Raw genomic sequence first — 17,783 nt, 5'->3', positions numbered from 1 at the left:
TTCATTTCAAGTACGCTTTAAGACTAAGCATAACTACTATTCTAACTTAAAACTCTCCAAAACCAAAGCTGTCGTTTTTAGCCTGTTTCCATGAAAACAGGCTAAAAACGACAGCTTTGGTTTTGGAGCGAACCCTGGTCTTAGCAATTAGAACTTTAAAAGTTCTTCGTATAGACGGTGCACCGGCAAGCCCATCACATTAAAGTAAGAGCCTTCTATACGTTCAATGCCTACCATGCCCAGCCAATCTTGTGCGCCGTAGCTACCTGCCTTGTCAAACGGTTTGTAGTTATTTATGTAGAAGTCAATTTCCTCTCTGGTCAGCTCTCTGAAGTGCACGGTGGTCACATCACTAAACACCAGGCTTTTCTCCGAGGACATGAGGCAGACACCCGTGTATACTTCGTGGCTTCTGCCAGACAAATGATTAAGCATGCGGGTAGCTTCGGCGTGGTCATAGGGCTTGTTCAGGACTTTGTCGTCCAGGCATACAATGGTGTCTGCGGTGATGAGCACCTCATTTGGTAGTAGGTCTTCTTGGTAGGCGGTGGCTTTGTGGGCAGCCAGGAACTCGGCTACTTCTGCCTTCACCAAGTCTGGGGAATAGGTCTCGTCTACCTCTTTTATTCTTACTTCAAAGGGGATGCCCAGATTGGTAAGCAGCTCTTTTCTTCTGGGCGAGTTGGAGGCCAGGATTACGGTTTTATCTAAATTCATCTTCTTCAATTGAGCTAAAAAGGAAACCACAGATTACTTTGGGATAAAAGAAGGTAGACTTCTGGGGCATCACCGCGCCCGAGGCACATACGCTTCTCACCTCCTGCATTTTTACTTCGTTGGTGATAAAGGCCACCTGCGCCTTACTGCTTTCTACCTTTGAGAGGCATTCGGCGAAGCTTCTTACGTAAGACAGGCCCGGGTAATAGCGCTGTTCTTCCCTGGATACTCCCAGAATCTGCTCAAACACAAAAAAATGCAGCACGCTCAGGTCCAGATTTTTTACTTCCGCAGGGATATCCCAGTTCAGCTGCGCGTGCACCTCGGGTTTGAGGATGATTTTGTAGGCTTGACCTTCAATATACAACCCAAAGGCCCACTGTTTGCCCACAATCAAATCTTGCAGGCTGTATGCGTCTTCAATGGGCTTAACGGTAAAATAAGAAGACAGTCTTTCCAAAAAGACTTCTGTTGGAATGGGTAGCGACTCCAGCAGCCGGTGCGTGGGCAGAATGCGCAGATCATCTGAGTCTGCGTTGGTAAGGTACATGAGGTGGTAGTTGAAGGCTTCGGCTCCGGTGGCATTGGGCGTGCTGGCCAGCATTTTCTGACGATAGGCTAATGAGCCTTCATAGCGGTGGTGCCCATCGGCGAGCAGTACCTGCTGATTTTGCAGATGGTCTACAAATTTCTGTATCACTGCCGCGTCATGGATCACCGACAAGACATCCCGCACACCCTGGTAGTCTTCAGACTCATAGATTGGAGAGGTGATGCTTTCATCCATGTACGGGTCAAGGGCAAAATCTGGGTCGGCGTACAGGCCGTGGGTGGCGCTGGTCTGTAGTTTGGTGGCCTCTAACAGTTCTATGCGGTCATTAACGGCGGCAGGTATGGTGTTCTCATGACGCAACACCACCTGTTCTTCCCAGGCATAGGCTTTTATATTCGCCATGAATCCCTTCCGGACGTATTCCTTTTCTGAACCCGGCAACCTGAAATACTGGTAGTACACATAAATGCCCGGCAGTGGATCTTGTTGCAGAATCTGCGCGCGTTTCCAGTGCTCCACGGTTCTTCTGGCGCTTTCGGCAGGTTCTGGTCCTGGCGGAACGGACAAATGAATGCTGTTATAGGCGTTTCTATAGAGGGCCTGCCGCTGCTTGAGGGAGACCACGTCAAACAGGGGAGAGGTGAGCGCATCTATGGAGAACGGAAGCTTTGGGTTGTACCGAAAGCCTTTTATGGGCAAAATGTCAGCCATGGTTGTTTTTGGGCTATTTCTCAGAAAAGAGGCAAAAAACGCCGAATCAAGGAGCCAGGCGTTCAATCTTCCAGCCGCCTTCTTCTGTGGCAAGGTATACTAACCGGTCATGCAGGCGGTTGGGGCGGCCCTGCCAGAACTCTATTCTTTCTGGCTTAACCAGGTACCCTCCCCAGTGGCCCGGGCGGGGCACAGTATCTTGGCCTTCAAACTGCTGCGTGTATTGCTGCTCAAGTTCCTCTAATACTTGACGGTTTTCAATAGGCGTGCTCTGCGGCGAAGACCAGGCCCCAATCTGGCTTCCGCGTGGGCGGCTCTGAAAATAAGCATCTGAGCTGGCTTGGTCTACTCGCTGCACTTTTCCTTCTATGCGCACCTGCCGCTCCAGGGCGGGCCAGAAGAAGGTGAGGCTGGCAAAGGGATTTTCTGCCAGTTGCTGGCCCTTGCGGCTCTCATAGTTGGTGTAAAAAATAAACCCCTCTGGTTCCAGAGCTTTCAATAGGACAACTCTGGCCGAAGGCCTTCCGTTTTTATCTGCAGTGCTCAGGGTCATGGCCGTAGCTTCCTCCACCTGGGCCGTCAACGCCTCCTGCATCCAGACGTCAAACTGCTGCAGCGGGCTATCAGAAACCGCATCTCGGGTTAAAATCTTTTTAGAGTAGTTACTGCGTATATCAGCTAATGAAAGTGGCTTTTCCATGGTGGCAGTGGTTTAATACGCCAAAAGTAGAGAAATAATTGCTGGTTTGGGCACCAGTGGCCGCAAGCAACTTATCTACCGGGTTTGTTATATGGTAATAATGGTATAATACAGTTAGGTACCGCCATGAAGCCACCAAATACGTATAGGAGAAAGACACCCCAGCAAATCTTAGCAGATTACTTATGGCGAAAGAGATTCAAAACGGCAGCATTTTAATATCAGAACCTTTTTTAGGAGACCCAAATTTTGAGCGAAGCGTAGTTTTGGTCTGCCAGCATGACAAAGAAGGGACCGTGGGCCTGGTCTTGAACAAGCTTTCTTCCATTAATCTTTCAGAGGTTATAGAAATAAATGAAGAAATTTTTGACATTACTTTGGCTGTTGGAGGCCCCATGCAGCCCAATACCCTACATTATATCCATAAAATACTGGATTTACCTGAAGCAAAGCAGATTGCCCCAGAATTATTTTGGGGCGGAGACTTTGAGGAATTGACAAGAAGAATTAACTTAGGATTAATATCCCAAGAACAAATTAGATTCTTTGTAGGTTACTCAGGTTGGAGCCCCCACCAGCTACAGGAGGAAATAGACAAAAATGTTTGGTTTATAAACAATAAGGCAGTTAATAAATTGCTTAATTTGAATATAGATTCTCTTTGGAGAGATATTTTAAAACAAATGGGGGGAAAGTACAAGATGTATGCAAACTACCCAGCAGATCCAAATTTAAACTAATAACGGCATTTGCCTCGCGTGTATGATGAACCAAGAACAGGAAAACCAACATCAAAAGAATTCTGCTGAACCTACTGCAGAGCAGCGGGCAAATGAGCAGCGCCGGATTGTGGAGGAACGACTAGCCGACATTAACGCCCGTTCCTCTACGGCAGAGGCTACTACCACAGATACCCTGGTAGAATCTGCCCCGGTAGAAGAAATGGAAGAAAGTACTCCCCAAGCCGAAGCTTCTCCTGAAGTGGAAGCCCCAATAGAGGAACCAGCCCTAGCCCAATCTTCCGTTCTCACCTCTGAAGAACCAGCCACCCCAGAGGCAGCCCCTTCAGAACCTCCTGTTCAACCTGAAACACCTGCTATGCACGCTCCAGAAACCTTAGAGCCAGAAGTGGCACCAGTTGCCGCCGCTACTCAGCCACCGGCCGAAGAGCCATCCTCAGAACCTACTTCTGTGCATGACCTCCACCACCATCTTGACGATGAAGACCTGCATGCCCATGAAGACCTGAGCCATGCCCCCATTGAGGAAATCAGGAAGAAAATCATTGCCTTGGCTACGGAAGGCCAACCCAAAAAATCATCTAGACAATTGATTGAGGTATATCGCCAGTACGAGCAGCGGTTCCATGAAGAGCGGCAAGACGCCCTTAAGCGTTTTATAGCGGATGGCGGTGCCGCCGATGATTTTGAATACCATGCCCCTAAAGAGCACCAGGACGTAGAGCAGGCCATCCAACGATACCGCGAAGGCAGAGCCCGAGAGCAGCGCCAGGAAGAAGAGCAGAAAGTGGTAAACTTGCAAAAGAAGAAAGACCTGTTGGAACGCCTTAGAGTGTTGCTGGAGTCTTCTGAGACCAACGCCAGCGGAAGCGCCATCAAAGAACTGCAGGCTGAGTGGAAAGCCATAGGACAAGTGCCCAACGCAGATGCCCAGCAGCTTTGGAATTCCTACCATGCCTTGTTGGACATGTATTACAACAACCGCAGCATCTTCTTTGAGCTAAAAGAACTGGACCGCAAGCGCAACCTGGACGCCAAAACTCTCTTGTGCGACCGTGCCGAAAGCCTGGCCCAAGAGGAGAACATCAACAAAGCCTTGCAAGAACTCAGAAACTTGCATGATGAGTGGAAACACATTGGACCCGTGCCTAATGATGTGCGCGACCAAATCTGGAACCGTTTCATTCAGGCATCAGAGAAGGTGCATGAGCGCAAGAAAGTTTTCTTAGAATCCAGAAGAGAGGTAGAGGTGCAAAACCTTGAGAAGAAGCGCGCGCTTCTTGCCGAGATTGAACAATACCAAACCTTCACTTCAGACCGCATCAATGACTGGCGTGACAAAACCGATCAGATTCAGCAATTGAAAGAACGCTGGGATGCCGCTGGTCTGGTGCCTAAAGAAAACGCCGAAGAAGTAAACAAAGCTTTCTGGAGCAGCTATAAAGCCTTCTTCCATCACAAGAACACCTTCTTTAAGGCCTTGGATGAGGAGAAGATGCAAAACTACCGCCAAAAGGTAGCGCTCTGTGAAGAAGCAGAAAGCCTCCAAAGCAGCGAAGACTGGGATCCTACCAAAGAAAAACTGATTCAGCTGCAGAAAAAATGGAAAACCATTGGCCGTGTGCCTGACAAGTACTCAGACAAAATCTGGAACCGTTTCAGGTCTGCCTGTAATGCTTTCTTTGACCGTCTGCACCAGGAGTCCCAGTACAAAGAAACGCAGTTGAACCAATTGACGGCTGCCAAACTAGAATACGTGGAGAAACTGTCTACCAAGATTGAAGATCCTGCGCTGGTTGGTTCCCTGGAAGAATTCAACACCATCAACCAGGAGTGGCAAGGCCTGGCCACCGAAGGCAAGCGCAACGTCAAGGTAGAAGAACGGTTCAACCAACTATTGGCCCAGTACCTGCAGCGCGTACCAGAACTGAACGGGGAGGAGCGGGAACAGAAGTTGTTCCAGTTGCAGTTGAATCAGCTCAAGTCCAGCCCAGACGGCGACCATAAGTTGTACCAGAAAGAACAGCACCTGCGCAGAGACATCACCACCCTGGAAAATGACATCTCCACTCTGAGAACCAACATTGAATTTTTTGCCCGTTCTAAGAATGCAGAAAAACTCAGAGAGGAGTATCAGGCCAAGATTGATGATGCCCAAGGCCGCATTCAACACCTCAAGCGGCAATTAAAGGCCCTTCGAGCATAATTTTTTCTCTTGACTTTCAGGGGTTTGCTAAAAACCTGCAAAAAAAGTGAGAGAGGGTTTTGCAAATAAGGAATTGACCGCTACTTTTGTATCGTTATCAGCAACACGGCAACGCTGAAGCAGATAACGGAAGGCCTCCTTAGCTCAGCTGGTAGAGCAACTGACTTGTAATCAGTAGGTCGCTGGTTCGATCCCGGCAGGAGGCTCATAAAAAGCACTTATATCTTCAAGATGTAAGTGCTTTTTTGTTTTACACAGGTTTCCTTCACGTATTCACCACCATGGAAGATAAAATAGTAGTTAAGGGAAACATAGAACTGCTCAAGTCTACAGATTACATCCTGTACAACACCACCCATTACCTTTCCCCGCCCGAAGTGTTCCTGCACGCCCCCCTCATGCTCACCGGTGACAATCTCATCATGAATGAGGAGAAGAGCAACACCTCTGATGATGATGAACAGCGAGACGGCCAGTTGTACTATGAGTTCACCATACTAGAGGAAGGAGCCGCCACTGAGAAAGTATTGAAGGTTTTTTACAATACCCAGGAACAGAGTTTTAGGGGTTGGGTAGAGGAAGACTAGTCAATTTGACTCCATCTGGTTACACCTATTAGCAGGCACGCAGAAGTTCTTTATATTTGCTCTCCGTTTCTGCAACAAAGAATTTATTATACCCATGAGAACAACGTATAAAAAACTCATCTGCCTTGCCTTTGTGTTGCCCTTGCTGGTGGGGCAAGCGTTTGCTTGGGGCCAAACGGGTCACCGCGTGGTAGGCCAGGTGGCTGAGCAGCATTTAAAAAAGAAGGTAAGAAAGAAAGTCATGCAGATTTTGCAGGACAACTCGCTGGCAGAGGTTTCCACCTGGATGGACGACATCAAATCAGACTCGGCCTACAACCATACCCATGATTGGCACTGGGTGACCATTCCAGACAACACCACCTATGAGCAGACTACCAAGAACCCTAAAGGTGACTTGGTCATGAAGCTAGAGGATGTGATTGCCGCCCTTAAAGCCAAAAACCTTACTAAGGAAAAGGAGCAGGAATACTTGAAATATCTGGTACACTTGGTAGGAGACTTGCACCAACCAATGCACGTTGGCGGTAAAGATGACAACGGCGGCAACTCGGTGCGTCTGCAGTGGTTTGGTCAGAACTCCAACCTGCACCGGGTTTGGGACAGTGACATGATTGATAACAAGGACCTGAGCTTTACCGAACTGGCTTATTTTGTTGGAGAGCCTACACAACAGGAAATGACTTCCTGGCAAGCCGGCACCATCAAAGACTGGGCCTATGGCATGATGGTATACCGCCCGCAAGTGTACAATTTGCCGCCAGATCTTAAACTGAGCTACAAATATTCGTATCAGAACTTCAAAACCATTGAAAAATGTCTACTTCAGGCGGGTATAAGATTAGCCGGGGTTTTGAATGAGATTTACGGATAAGAGAATTTTTCCATAAAAAAGGGAAGCAAGTTTTGCTTCCCTTTTTCTATTTAATGGGGTTTTAAAAAGCTTCGTTCACAGAGAAATATACATAGTTCCCAGCCTTGGAGACGGCCACGTCCATCCGGATGTTCATGCCTTCTTCGTTAAGTCTATAGCGCAGGCCGCCGCCGGCTGCCAAGTGTTGGTCCGCAAAGGAGTAGTCTTTCAAGGAGGGAACCACCTGCCCCGTGGCGGCAAAGCCCACAATACCTATTCGTTTATACAAAGGCGCCCTGTATTCTAACTGGTACACCATGGCATGGCGGTCGCGGTAGCGGGCTTCTAAAAATCCGCGCAGCACGTTGCCGCCTCCTAAATAAGATAAGTATTGAAACGGCATGTTGCCCGTTGTGAAGTTGAAATACGCCTGTCCTGCCAGGACACTTCTCTTAATACCCAGGTACTTTCTGAGATCAAGCCGGTATCTGCTAAAATTGCTTTCACTGCCTAAAGCTTTGTTGAATAGCAAGTAGGACAATTGGTGATAAACTCCATTTCTTGGAAAGTACAGATGGTCACGGGTGTCATAACTCAATACAGGCCCCAACCCCGAGGCGCGGGTACCAGTGCTGCCCAAAATATCTTTGGTAGCCAGCTGCCCTTCAGGAGCCACGGTGGGGACAGTTTCATGCCGGAATTCATACCTTCCGCCCAGGTACAGATGCCCTAACACCTTCTGTTCATATTGGGCGTAGGTGTCAAAAATATGACTGGTGAACTCTTCCTCATCTTCCTCTGGCGTGTCATTGCCAACACCATAAAAGAAATAGGGATAAATGGAGTATCCTACCCAGGCTTGCAGGTGGCGGGCGTTGTGCTGTTTCCAGATATCAGCGTTGGCATTTACAATGATTTGCTTCTGCGTGGTGTAGGTAAACGTTAGGGGAAAAGAAGAAGGCCTGTCTTTTGACGTGCTACCGGCAAACTTCTTCACGTAAATGGCCTTTACGCCAAATGCGAACTGGGTCTCTGGGGTATAATACAGGATAGGGAATAGGTCCCATTTTGATTTGGTTTCCCGCAAAGTGTCCTCAGTAGTAGTCTTTACAGGCACGGGTTGAGTTACCAGAAGAGTGTCAGGCGCCGGAGTAAGGACAGAATCTGGCTTTACGGGTGGCATTTCCTGTGCGGCTCCAGAAAATCCCCGAAAGATGATTAGCAGAAGGATTAGATACTTTTTCAACTAGGTATAGTTTGGCGGTAGAACTAATTAAGAATAAAAACTAGTCTATATACGCAGGAAATAATATTTAGCCATGTCTGCAGGCCTCTCTTTCACCAGCCGTTACAGCCCTTCCCTTAAAGCAATCTACCTTCCGTTTTTGGCTTGTTTTCCAGAAAATAGACTAAAAACGAAGGCGTAAACATGCTAGCCGTCCGTCTTTGGAATTTTATGGGTAATTTGCGGGGATGGAGGAAACCGAACTTATTCAGGCCACTGCGCAACACCTGGAACAACTCTTCTCTGGCGAAGGCTCTGGCCATGACTGGTGGCACATACGAAGGGTCTGGAAAACGGCCACCAAGATTGGAGAGCAAGAAGGCGCTGATCTCTTAGTGGTGCAGTTGGGAGCCCTGCTCCATGACATAGCCGACTGGAAATTCCATGATGGCAATGAGCAGGCAGGTCCTGATGCCGCCATGGCCTGGTTAGCTTCCTTGAATGCGCCAGTGTCACTGCAACAGAAAGTGGTAACCATTGTGAAAGAAGTCACCTTCAAGGGGGCCGGTGTAGAAACCAAACCTTCTACGCTAGAAGGCCAGGTGGTTCAAGACGCCGACCGTCTGGACGCCATTGGCGCCATTGGCATAGGCAGGGCGTTTGCGTACGGTGGATACAAGGGGCGGGAGCTGTATAACCCGGGTATTTCTCCTGAGTTACATGCCTCCTTTGAGGAATACAAGAAGAACCAGGCCCCTACGCTCAACCATTTCTATGAGAAACTGTTCTTGTTAAAAGACAGGATGAACACGGCTACCGGCAAAAAATTGGCCCAGGAGCGCCACAGTATCATGCAAGCCTATGTGCAACAGTTTTTAGCCGAATGGCACAGCGAAGAAAAGCCACCTTCTAGTTTTTTATACGTATAAGGCACACCTTTCACGCCAGATACTGCGTTTAGTCAGAGTACTGGTTTAGTTTGATTACATGATTCCAAGGATTACGGCAGTTTGCCAGTTGCTTTTTCTTCTCTGCCTCAGTCCGTTAGCCCGGGCGCAGCGCGACTACCAGAACTATGAGCAGCTCACTGCGCGTCTTAAGAAAATGAGCCTGCAATACAGCAGGCTGTGCACCGTCACCTCCATTGGAAAAACTGCTACCGGAAAAGAAATCTGGCTGATTACGTTAGGTCGTGAGAATGCAGCTAACAAACCAGCCATTCTCATTGCCGCCGGTGTGCAGGCCACGCAACTGGCCACCACTGAGGTTGCCGTGCAAATGGCTGAGCAGATGCTGGTGTCGGCTATCCTGCATGATTCTACCGATCATCTTCTGCGCACCAAGACTTTTTACATTTTACCCAATCTCAACCCAGACGCTTCTGAACAATACCATGAGCAGGTGCGGTGGGAAAGAACGGGCAATGCCCAGCCCAGAGACGATGACCGGGATGGCCGCATTTTTGAAGACCCGTATGAGGATTTAAACAATGACGGTCTCATCACCATGCTTCGGGTGGAAGATACCTTGGGCACCCACCGGGTCTCAGCCTTTGATAAAAGAGTCATGACCCAGGTAAACAAATCCAAAGGCGAAAAAGGCACTCATTTTTTAATCACAGAAGGCCTGGACAACGACAAAGACGGCCTGTTTAACGAAGACGCCGAAGGCGGGGTGAATTTCAATAAAAACTTCACCTTCAACTATCAAGCGTTTCAGCGGGAGACGGGAGAACATGCCTTGTCTGAACGAGAAACCAAAGCCTTCGCAGACTTCATGCTGTCTGCACGCAATGTGCATTCAGTGTTTGTTTTTGGGCCTGCCACCACGTTGCTGCAAGCTCAGACAGCCGTCAAGCCTGAAGTAAACAATAAAGCTGTTCTACAAGCAGCAGCTCAGGATGACAGCACCAGGCGGCAGGTTATTAACCTGTATGAAAAGGTAGTACCCACGGAGAACGCGCCAATCATTGCCCCGGAAGGCGGAGACGTGGTGCAATGGGCGCACCTGCATAACGGACGTTTTAGCTACTCTACGCCAGCTTGGTGGGTGCCTCAACTTTCTACCTTGCCGCAAGGCACTACCACGGAGCAGGAAAGGAACGATATCAGTTTTCTGGAATGGGCTGCCGCTCATAACATGACTGGAATCTTTTTACCCTGGACGGCCATTCAGCACCCAGATTTCCCTGACAAAAAAGTAGAATTAGGCGGTTTTGCCCCGTATGCCCAGAACACTCCACCCGTGCATCTCCTAGGCCCGGTTGCCAAAAATCATCTGCGGTTTATGACCTTGTACAGCAACCAAATGCCAAAACTGCAGATCCTCAACTTAAAGGCTGACCGCACCAAAGACGGCAATACGCGTATCTCCGCAGAAGTCCAGAACACCGGGCAACTCCCCACGCACGCTTCCATAGGGGATTACCTACCCTGGATTCAGAAAATCAAAGTAGCAGTAAAGTTGGAAGAAGGGCAGCAATTGTTACAAGGGAAGCCTGTGCATACCTTCAACGCCTTGGGAGGCGGAGAAAAAGTAAAAGTCTCTTGGGAGGTAAGCGGCTCAGGCTATGTGATCATTGAAGCTAAAAGTCCCACGGCCGGTTCCCAATCCAAACAGCTAGCACTTAAGCAATAGGCCATGAAAAGACTCTGCAAATCTTTACTGGCGTTGCTTTCCTTTATTTCCCTGGCAAGTCCTAGCATAGCACAAAAAGAAGTCAGTAACATAACGGCTCCTCTAGAATCATCTAACGGTTCTGAGAATCTGCCCTTAGACTGGAAAAGATCTTTAGACTATGAGGCCATCACCGCTCAATGCAAGAAACTGGCGCGCACCTATCCAGACCTGGTCCAACTGGAATCCATAGGCGAATCCGCATCTGGAAGAAGAATCTGGGCTTTAACCATCTCTTATTCTAAAACAGGAAACGAGCACCAGAAACCGGCCTATTTTGTAGAAGGAAGCACCTTGTACGAGACAGAACTGGGTCCGGAACATGCCATGTACCTAATGTGGCATTTGGTCAAAAATTTCGGCACGGACAAAGAAATCACCCGCTTGCTGGAGGAGAAAACATTCTATGTGGTGCCCATCAGTTTCCCAGACGCCAGAGCTAAAAAAGTAGCCCAGGTAAGTAAAGAGTCTGCCACCATTTTAGACGATGACCAGGACGGCAGATACAATGAAGACGGCCCTGATGATCTCAACCAAGACGGCGTTATTGCTTACATGCGGCGCAAATCTAGCACAGGTCCTTACGTGCTAGACCAGAAGAATCCCTTAAAAATGGTCCTGGCTCTGGAAGGATCCCAAGGAACGTTTGAGTGGCTAGGGTTGGAAGGGTTTGACAACGACCGGGACGGCCAGCTGAATGAGGACCCGCTTGGCTACACCGCTCACGACCAGGATTGGGGCTGGAATTGGAAACCCAGTTATGGGGCGAGGCAGTCCAGCGCGTACCCGTTTTCAATTCCTGAGCACCGTGCTTTGAAAGAATTTATCCTGCGCCACCCTAATATTGCCGGTGCGCAAGTGCAATACCGAAGCACTGATCAACTTATGTTTCAACTGCGTCACGCAGATTACGCTGCCGCTCCAGAAGTAATTCTATCTAGCAGACAAGATGAAGAGGTGTTGTTAGACCATGTGTTGCGCTCACGAAAGTGGAACTGGCTTAAAATGGCGCGTGGCTTACACACGTTTCCTGTGCACATTTTGCAAAGTATTGATAGGCCAATTTTGGCATCGTTGGGCGAGGGCGCAGAAGCCGTCGGCCCAGACTCTCTGGCTACTGAAGCAAGTTATCATCCCTGGACGCCGTTTGAACACCCCATGCTGGGTGCCATTGAGATTGGCGGCCTTCAGGTAGAGCCTAATAATTTGCCAGAAGGAGAGGAGTTGGAAAAAGACCTAGAGCAATTTGTCCGGCAGACGATTGCCAATGCCCAGCAGCTGCCCCGATTAGAAGTAAAGGAAATTGAGCGACGCTTGTTGCCAGACGGCCTTACGGAGATTACCGCCACCATTCACAATACAGGCTTGGGCACTCATTCATTAGAAGATGTCACTAACAAAGTGGAAAGACCTGATTACATTACCCTGAGAGAGGCGGTGGTCCTGGCTAGCGCACTCCTATCGCCCCTGGAAGACCAGCCTGCCTCTTCCAGGACCAACCTCAGCCGTATTGAAATATCCTCCATCCCTATCAACACCTCTGTGAAAGTACGCTGGATCGTTAAAGCAACGTCGCCTACCTTGTTGCTAGAAGTTGACAGTAGAAAGGGCGGCGTCATCCAAACTCGTTTTTAGCCTGTTTTCCAGGAAACAGGCCAAAAACGGAAAGGGTGCCTTTGGGGCACCCTTTCCGTTTAACAAAACTAGTAAAACTCTTCTTACAGACTGTCTCTGTAAGTTAGAACTTTGATAAAATCTGCTTCTGAGTTCATGGCTAGTTTTTGAGAAGCTATGTAGGCTTTTAATACTTCCTGCTGGGCAGGCATGGCGTCTAACAAAGCCTTTCTGGTAAGTTTTGTCTTCACCATATTCTTGCCTGTTACCAGGTAATATTGGGTCTCGTCTACCAGTTCATCATAGGCATTGCCGCCGCTGTAGGCGCCTTTGTAGTCGGCTTTCACCAGTCTTTTAGAAACCCCTTTCACCAGCTTGGTGTTGCCATCATACAACACGGCAAAGAATATGCTGCTCAACTTCGGGTCCAGGGCTCTGGCCTCGGCAAAAGTTCTAAACTCAACTAGATTGTTGTAGAGAGGCATGTCTACCTTAAAGGTAGAAACCACGTCAGCGTTGATGAGGATGGTATCTTTTGTTTCTGGTACCACGGCCGCCAATTGATTGCCGTGCACATCATACTTTACCTTCAGGTTTTTAAATTCCTCCGTAGACCCAGCGTTGTTTTTTTTAATGGTGATAGACCCCGGTAGCCAGGCATTTACAAAAAAGGGATTCCCTTTTATTCCCTCAAAGCGGCCATCAAAGGTCCTAAACACGGCACCGCCCGCCGCCGCGTTTACGTTGCTCTGCGCTGCGATTCCTGAAACAGGACCTTGGGCAAAAGCAGAAGAACTAGCCAAAATTGCAACGGCCCCGCTTAATAGAAGCTTTTTAAATGATTGAATCATGAGAGAGATAAAAAGGTTTAATGAGTGTGAATAGACGTTATAGCAATTGATTTGATAACTTGTAGCCTGAGCCATAGTTAGCACCAAAGTAAATATATTATTTTCTTACAGCAGTATCATGAATTTACGAAGGAAATTTTACACCACATCCATCCAAAAAGGAGGAATAGCCTTTGCTTTGGCAGGGGCTTTTGCCTTTGCCGCCTGCAAACCTTCCTGCCCCATAAACTCCTGCCAGACCCGTATGGTTCACCGCCACGGGGAGCAGGAATTCAGGGGCATGCCTTGGTATAAAAAACAGAATCCCAGAATAGGAGAAAAACTAGACAAACCCTCCAAGGGAGTGGAGAAAGAGATGACCAAAAAGCGTTCTAAGAAGATTCGCAAAGATTAGCTTTTCACTATCTTTTTTAGTAAATTGCAAGCTTATAAAAACAGCATTTTTTAAGCTCTATTGAAGTAAAATGGCAGAAAACGAGCGGATTATCCCTATCAACATTGAAGACGAAATGCGCGGTGCGTATATTGATTATTCAATGTCCGTTATCATTTCCAGGGCACTTCCGGATGTAAGAGACGGTCTTAAACCGGTTCACCGTAGGGTGTTGTATGGAATGTCTGAATTAGGGGTTTCCTATAACAAAGCATATAAGAAATCTGCAAGGATTGTTGGGGAGGTGCTTGGTAAGTATCACCCGCACGGTGACTCTTCTGTGTATGACACCATGGTGCGTATGGCACAGCCCTGGTCCTTGCGTTACCCGCTGGTAGATGGCCAGGGAAACTTCGGTTCCATTGACGGCGACTCCCCGGCGGCCATGCGTTATACAGAGGCCCGTCTTAAAAGAATTGCAGACGAACTACTCTCAGACCTGGAGAAAAACACCGTCAACTTTGTTCCCAACTTTGACGACTCCCTGAAGGAGCCAAGCGTGATGCCAGCCAAATTCCCTAACCTGCTGGTGAACGGAACTTCTGGCATTGCCGTGGGTATGGCCACTAACATGGCGCCCCACAACCTCACCGAAGTGGTGGATGGCATCATTGCCTACATTGATGACCGGGACATTACCATTGCGGATTTGATGAAATACGTGACGGCCCCAGACTTCCCCACCGGAGGGATCATCTACGGGTACGACGGTGTAAAATCTGCGTTTGAAACGGGACGCGGACGCGTAATCGTGCGCGCCAAGGCCAACTTTGAAACCACCAAGACCGGCAAGGAGCAGATTGTAGTCACGGAGATTCCGTACATGGTCAACAAGGCGTCTATGATTGAAAAGACGGCTGCCTTGATCAACGACAAGAAGATTGAAGGCATCTCTGACCTGCGTGATGAGTCTGACCGTGATGGTTTGCGCATTGTGTATGACCTTAAGCGTGACGCCATTCCTAACGTGGTCTTAAACAACCTCTTCAAGTACACTCAGCTGCAATCCTCCTTTGGGGTGAACAACGTGGCCTTGGTGGCGGGCAGACCCATGACGCTTAACCTCAAGGACCTGATTGTTCACTTTGTGGAGCACCGTCATGAGGTAGTAATCAGAAGAACCGAGTATGAACTGGAAGAAGCCCGCAAGCGCGCACACATCTTAGAAGGTTTATTAATCGCTCTGGACAACCTGGATGAAGTGATCAACTTGATCAGAAGTTCCAGAGACCCAGAGATTGCCCGTGCCGGTTTGATTGAGCGCTTTGCCTTGTCAGACATTCAGGCCCGCGCCATTCTAGACATGCGTCTGCAACGTTTGACCGGTCTGGAGCGTGACAAGATTCAGAAAGAATACCAGGAGATCAAAGAACTCATTGACTACCTGATGTCTGTTCTGGCAGATGAAGCGTTGCGCATGCAAATCATCAAAGACGAGCTGACGGACATACGCGAGCGCTACGGTGATGAACGCCGTACGGCCATAGAAATGGTGTCTAGTGACATCTCACTAGAAGACATGATCCCAGATGAGAACATGGTGATCACCATTTCGCATGAAGGCTATATCAAGCGCACGGCCTTAACAGAATACCGCAGCCAAAGCAGAGGGGGGGTAGGTTCCAGAGGAGCCGCCAGCAGTAAGCAGGATGATTTTACTGAGCACTTGTTCATTGCCAGCACGCACAACTATCTGCTTATCTTCACAGAATCAGGACGGGTGTTCTGGGTGAAGGTGTACGAAGTTCCGGAAGGAGGGAAGACGACCAAAGGACGTGCCATCCAAAACCTCATCAGCATTGAGAAAGATGACAAAGTAAGAGCCGTCATCAACATAGCCGGGCTTAAGAACCCAGACTACGTCTTGAACAACTATCTGGTGTTCTGTACAGAGCAAGGAACCATCAAGAAGACTCCGCTAGAGGCGTATTCAAGACCAAGAACCACTGGTATCAACGCCATTACCATTAATGAAGGCGACAGACTGCTAGATGTTCAATTGACTAATGGCGCCAATGACATCATCATAGCGCTGAGGTCTGGTAGAGCCGTGAGGTTCCCAGAAGATAAAGTGCGCGTAATGGGTAGAACGGCTGCCGGCGTGCGAGGAATTACCCTGGCCAATGCAGAAGACAGAGTAGTTGGTATGGTTTGTGTTCATAACCCAGACACCAACTTATTGGTAGTCTCTGAAAAAGGCTTCGGGAAGCGTTCATCCTTGGAGGAATACAGAATCACCAACCGTGGAGGCAAGGGCGTGAAAACGCTCAACATCACGGAGAAAACGGGTCATCTGGTTTCCATTAAAGGTGTAACGGACACAGATGATCTAATGATCATCAATAAATCTGGCATCACCATCAGGTTGCGCGTAGCAGACTTGAGAGTGATTGGCCGCGTGTCACAAGGAGTGCGTTTATTGAAGTTAAATGAAGGAGATGAGATTTCATCTGTGGCCAAGATTGAGGTAGAAGACAAAGAAGAAGTGATTCTGAATGAGTCTGAACTGCCCCTTGATGAAGCCCTGAACCCAGAGGATTTGACAGACCCAGAAACGCTTAGTGAAAACTAGGCCTTTCTGGGAATGATAAATTGTAATACAACTGTTAGACAAGCACACACATTAACCAAAATACAAGAAAGATGAAAAAATTTCTTTTAACGGCCGCGGCGGTTCTCTCCCTGCAACTAGCTAATGCGCAAACTGCTGCCGTGACCTCTGCCGTTATGCTGCACCAAAAAGGCACGCTTGACAAAGCCAAAGCCGAGATTGACAAAGCCGTGGTGAATGAAAAAACCAAGGACAATGCCAAGGCCTGGTACTACAAAGGCCTTATCTATATGGACATGGCTGGCCACCCTTTATATGGCAAAACCGTTGACCCGGCGCAAATGAGCAAAGAGGCATATGAAGCATTCAGCAAAGTGGCCGACCTGGAAACCAAAAAGAAGCAATACACTGATGATGCCAACAAGCGCAAAGAGATCTTGCAAGGCAACATGTATGCGTATGCATTGAACGCCGGGGTAGACAACTACAACAACAAGAAGTTCAACGAAGCTTACAAAGCCTATGTGGAGGCTGCCAGCTACAAGCCCCAAGATACCACTGCCTACCTGTATGCGGCTTACGCAGCTGCGGGCGCAGAGGACTTTGCTGCGGCTAAAGGCATGTACAATAAACTGGTAGACATGAAGCAGGCATCGCCAGCGGTATATAACCAGTTGTTATACATTGCCTCTGTGGTAGACAAGAATGAAAAGGAAACCCTTGACATTATTACCAAGGCAAGAGCTGCCTATCCAGACAACAGAACCTTCATGCTGCAAGAGCTTGACCTGTATTTGAAAGCAGGGAAGGAGCAGGAGTCCATGGCCAAGCTAGATGCTGCTATTGCCGCAGATCCTACCAACGCCAACCTGTTAACGGTAAAAGGTAACTTGTTGGAGCGCACCAAAAAGCCCGAAGAAGCTTTAGAAGCCTACAAAAAAGCTGCTCAGTTAGACCCAACCAACTTTGATGCGCAATACAACCTGGGTGTTTACTACTTCAACAAAGGAGCTAACCTAAACAACAGAGCTAATAAAATGACGTTGGCCGAGTTCCAGAAAAACGGAAAAGCCCTGCAAACTGAGGCTAAAAAGTATTTCACTCAGGCACTACCTTATTTTGAAGCCGCCCATAAGGCCAAGCCAGACGATAAGACCAACATCCAATCTTTGCTGAAAGTATACACGGCCCTAGGCAGAACCGCTGATGCCAAACGCATGGATACCTTATTACAATAATTACAAATCAATAAACACCACCAATAAAAAAAAGGGAGCCGCAAGCTCCCTTTTTTTTTACATCGCATTTTACTGAACATAATAGACGGAATTGTGAATCTTAAACCCAACAGAAAAGGTTTAAAAGG

The 17,783-nt window shown here is 48.3% G+C and carries 15 protein-coding genes and 1 tRNA gene; 11 read left to right on the top strand and 5 right to left on the bottom strand.

Annotation, left to right across the window (positions count from 1 at the left end; genetic code table 11):
- Positions 1-147: 147 nt before the first annotated feature.
- From GU926_RS02590 to pdxH, 3 genes are read right to left on the bottom strand one after another with little or no spacing between them, the layout of a single operon-like run.
- Complete coding sequence (locus GU926_RS02590) at positions 148-717, bottom strand: Maf family nucleotide pyrophosphatase (RefSeq protein ID WP_160688730.1); 570 nt, start codon at positions 715-717, stop codon at positions 148-150.
- Complete coding sequence (locus GU926_RS02585; RefSeq protein ID WP_160688728.1) at positions 704-1,981, bottom strand: DUF1015 domain-containing protein; 1,278 nt, start codon at positions 1,979-1,981, stop codon at positions 704-706. Before GU926_RS02585 ends, GU926_RS02590 begins: the two co-directional genes overlap by 14 nt.
- Positions 1,982-2,027: 46 nt before the next feature.
- Positions 2,028-2,681: a pyridoxamine 5'-phosphate oxidase gene (gene pdxH / locus GU926_RS02580; RefSeq protein ID WP_160688726.1), complete on the bottom strand. Its 654-nt coding sequence runs from the start codon at positions 2,679-2,681 to the stop codon at positions 2,028-2,030.
- 185 nt (positions 2,682-2,866) lie between these two features.
- On the opposite strand from pdxH, the gene GU926_RS02575 reads away from it, so the two are divergent.
- The 5 genes from GU926_RS02575 to GU926_RS02555 all read left to right on the top strand — a co-directional run bounded on the left by GU926_RS02575 (position 2,867) and on the right by GU926_RS02555 (position 7,088).
- Positions 2,867-3,421: a YqgE/AlgH family protein gene (locus GU926_RS02575; RefSeq protein ID WP_160688724.1), complete on the top strand. Its 555-nt coding sequence runs from the start codon at positions 2,867-2,869 to the stop codon at positions 3,419-3,421.
- Between the two features lie 22 nt (positions 3,422-3,443).
- Positions 3,444-5,627 carry a DUF349 domain-containing protein gene (locus tag GU926_RS02570; protein WP_160688722.1) on the top strand — a complete coding sequence of 728 codons (2,184 nt, stop codon included), beginning with the start codon at positions 3,444-3,446 and terminating at the stop codon, positions 5,625-5,627.
- A 133-nt stretch (positions 5,628-5,760) separates the two neighbouring features.
- Positions 5,761-5,833, top strand: a tRNA-Thr gene (locus GU926_RS02565).
- 75 nt (positions 5,834-5,908) lie between these two features.
- On the top strand, positions 5,909-6,214 hold the full coding sequence (locus GU926_RS02560) for a hypothetical protein (RefSeq protein ID WP_160688720.1): 306 nt from the start codon (positions 5,909-5,911) through the stop codon (positions 6,212-6,214).
- Positions 6,215-6,308: 94 nt separating this feature from the next.
- Complete coding sequence (locus GU926_RS02555) at positions 6,309-7,088, top strand: S1/P1 nuclease (RefSeq protein WP_160688718.1); 780 nt, start codon at positions 6,309-6,311, stop codon at positions 7,086-7,088.
- A 61-nt stretch (positions 7,089-7,149) separates the two neighbouring features.
- Here GU926_RS02555 and GU926_RS02550 read toward each other — a convergent pair whose 3' ends face one another.
- Positions 7,150-8,313 carry a BamA/TamA family outer membrane protein gene (locus GU926_RS02550; protein ID WP_160688716.1) on the bottom strand — a complete coding sequence of 388 codons (1,164 nt, stop codon included), beginning with the start codon at positions 8,311-8,313 and terminating at the stop codon, positions 7,150-7,152.
- A gap of 227 nt (positions 8,314-8,540) precedes the next feature.
- Here GU926_RS02550 and GU926_RS02545 point away from each other — a divergent pair, with 227 nt between their 5' ends.
- The 3 genes from GU926_RS02545 to GU926_RS02535 are packed head-to-tail and all read left to right on the top strand — an operon-like array spanning position 8,541 to position 12,603.
- Entirely contained in the window at positions 8,541-9,221 is a 681-nt protein-coding gene (locus tag GU926_RS02545; protein WP_160688715.1) for an HD domain-containing protein, read from the top strand.
- 58 nt (positions 9,222-9,279) lie between these two features.
- Positions 9,280-10,929, top strand: a complete 1,650-nt coding sequence (locus tag GU926_RS02540) for a M14 family metallopeptidase (RefSeq protein ID WP_160688714.1) — start codon at positions 9,280-9,282, stop codon at positions 10,927-10,929.
- A 3-nt stretch (positions 10,930-10,932) separates the two neighbouring features.
- The gene (locus GU926_RS02535) at positions 10,933-12,603 is read left to right on the top strand and encodes a M14 family metallopeptidase (RefSeq protein ID WP_160688713.1); all 1,671 of its coding nucleotides are present in this window, start codon (positions 10,933-10,935) and stop codon (positions 12,601-12,603) included.
- Positions 12,604-12,686: 83 nt separating this feature from the next.
- On the opposite strand, the gene GU926_RS02530 is transcribed toward GU926_RS02535, so the two are convergent.
- The gene (locus GU926_RS02530) at positions 12,687-13,433 is read right to left on the bottom strand and encodes a hypothetical protein (RefSeq protein ID WP_160688712.1); all 747 of its coding nucleotides are present in this window, start codon (positions 13,431-13,433) and stop codon (positions 12,687-12,689) included.
- Between the two features lie 244 nt (positions 13,434-13,677).
- Here GU926_RS02530 and GU926_RS02525 point away from each other — a divergent pair, with 244 nt between their 5' ends.
- The 3 genes from GU926_RS02525 (at position 13,678) to GU926_RS02515 (ending at position 17,655) form a co-directional block, all read left to right on the top strand.
- Positions 13,678-13,827 (top strand): hypothetical protein, encoded by a 150-nt coding sequence (locus GU926_RS02525; RefSeq protein WP_160688711.1) that lies wholly within the window; start codon positions 13,678-13,680, stop codon positions 13,825-13,827.
- 70 nt (positions 13,828-13,897) lie between these two features.
- A complete protein-coding gene (gyrA, locus tag GU926_RS02520) occupies positions 13,898-16,438 on the top strand; it encodes a DNA gyrase subunit A (protein ID WP_160688710.1) in 2,541 nt (846 codons plus the stop codon).
- A 71-nt stretch (positions 16,439-16,509) separates the two neighbouring features.
- Positions 16,510-17,655, top strand: a complete 1,146-nt coding sequence (locus GU926_RS02515; protein ID WP_160688709.1) for a tetratricopeptide repeat protein — start codon at positions 16,510-16,512, stop codon at positions 17,653-17,655.
- Positions 17,656-17,783: the final 128 nt, after the last annotated feature.

This window comes from Nibribacter ruber, assembly GCF_009913235.1.
In the GTDB taxonomy this organism is placed as follows: Bacteria; Bacteroidota; Bacteroidia; order Cytophagales; family Hymenobacteraceae; genus Nibribacter; species Nibribacter ruber.
This window is presented reverse-complemented; position numbering and strand designations above follow the sequence as displayed.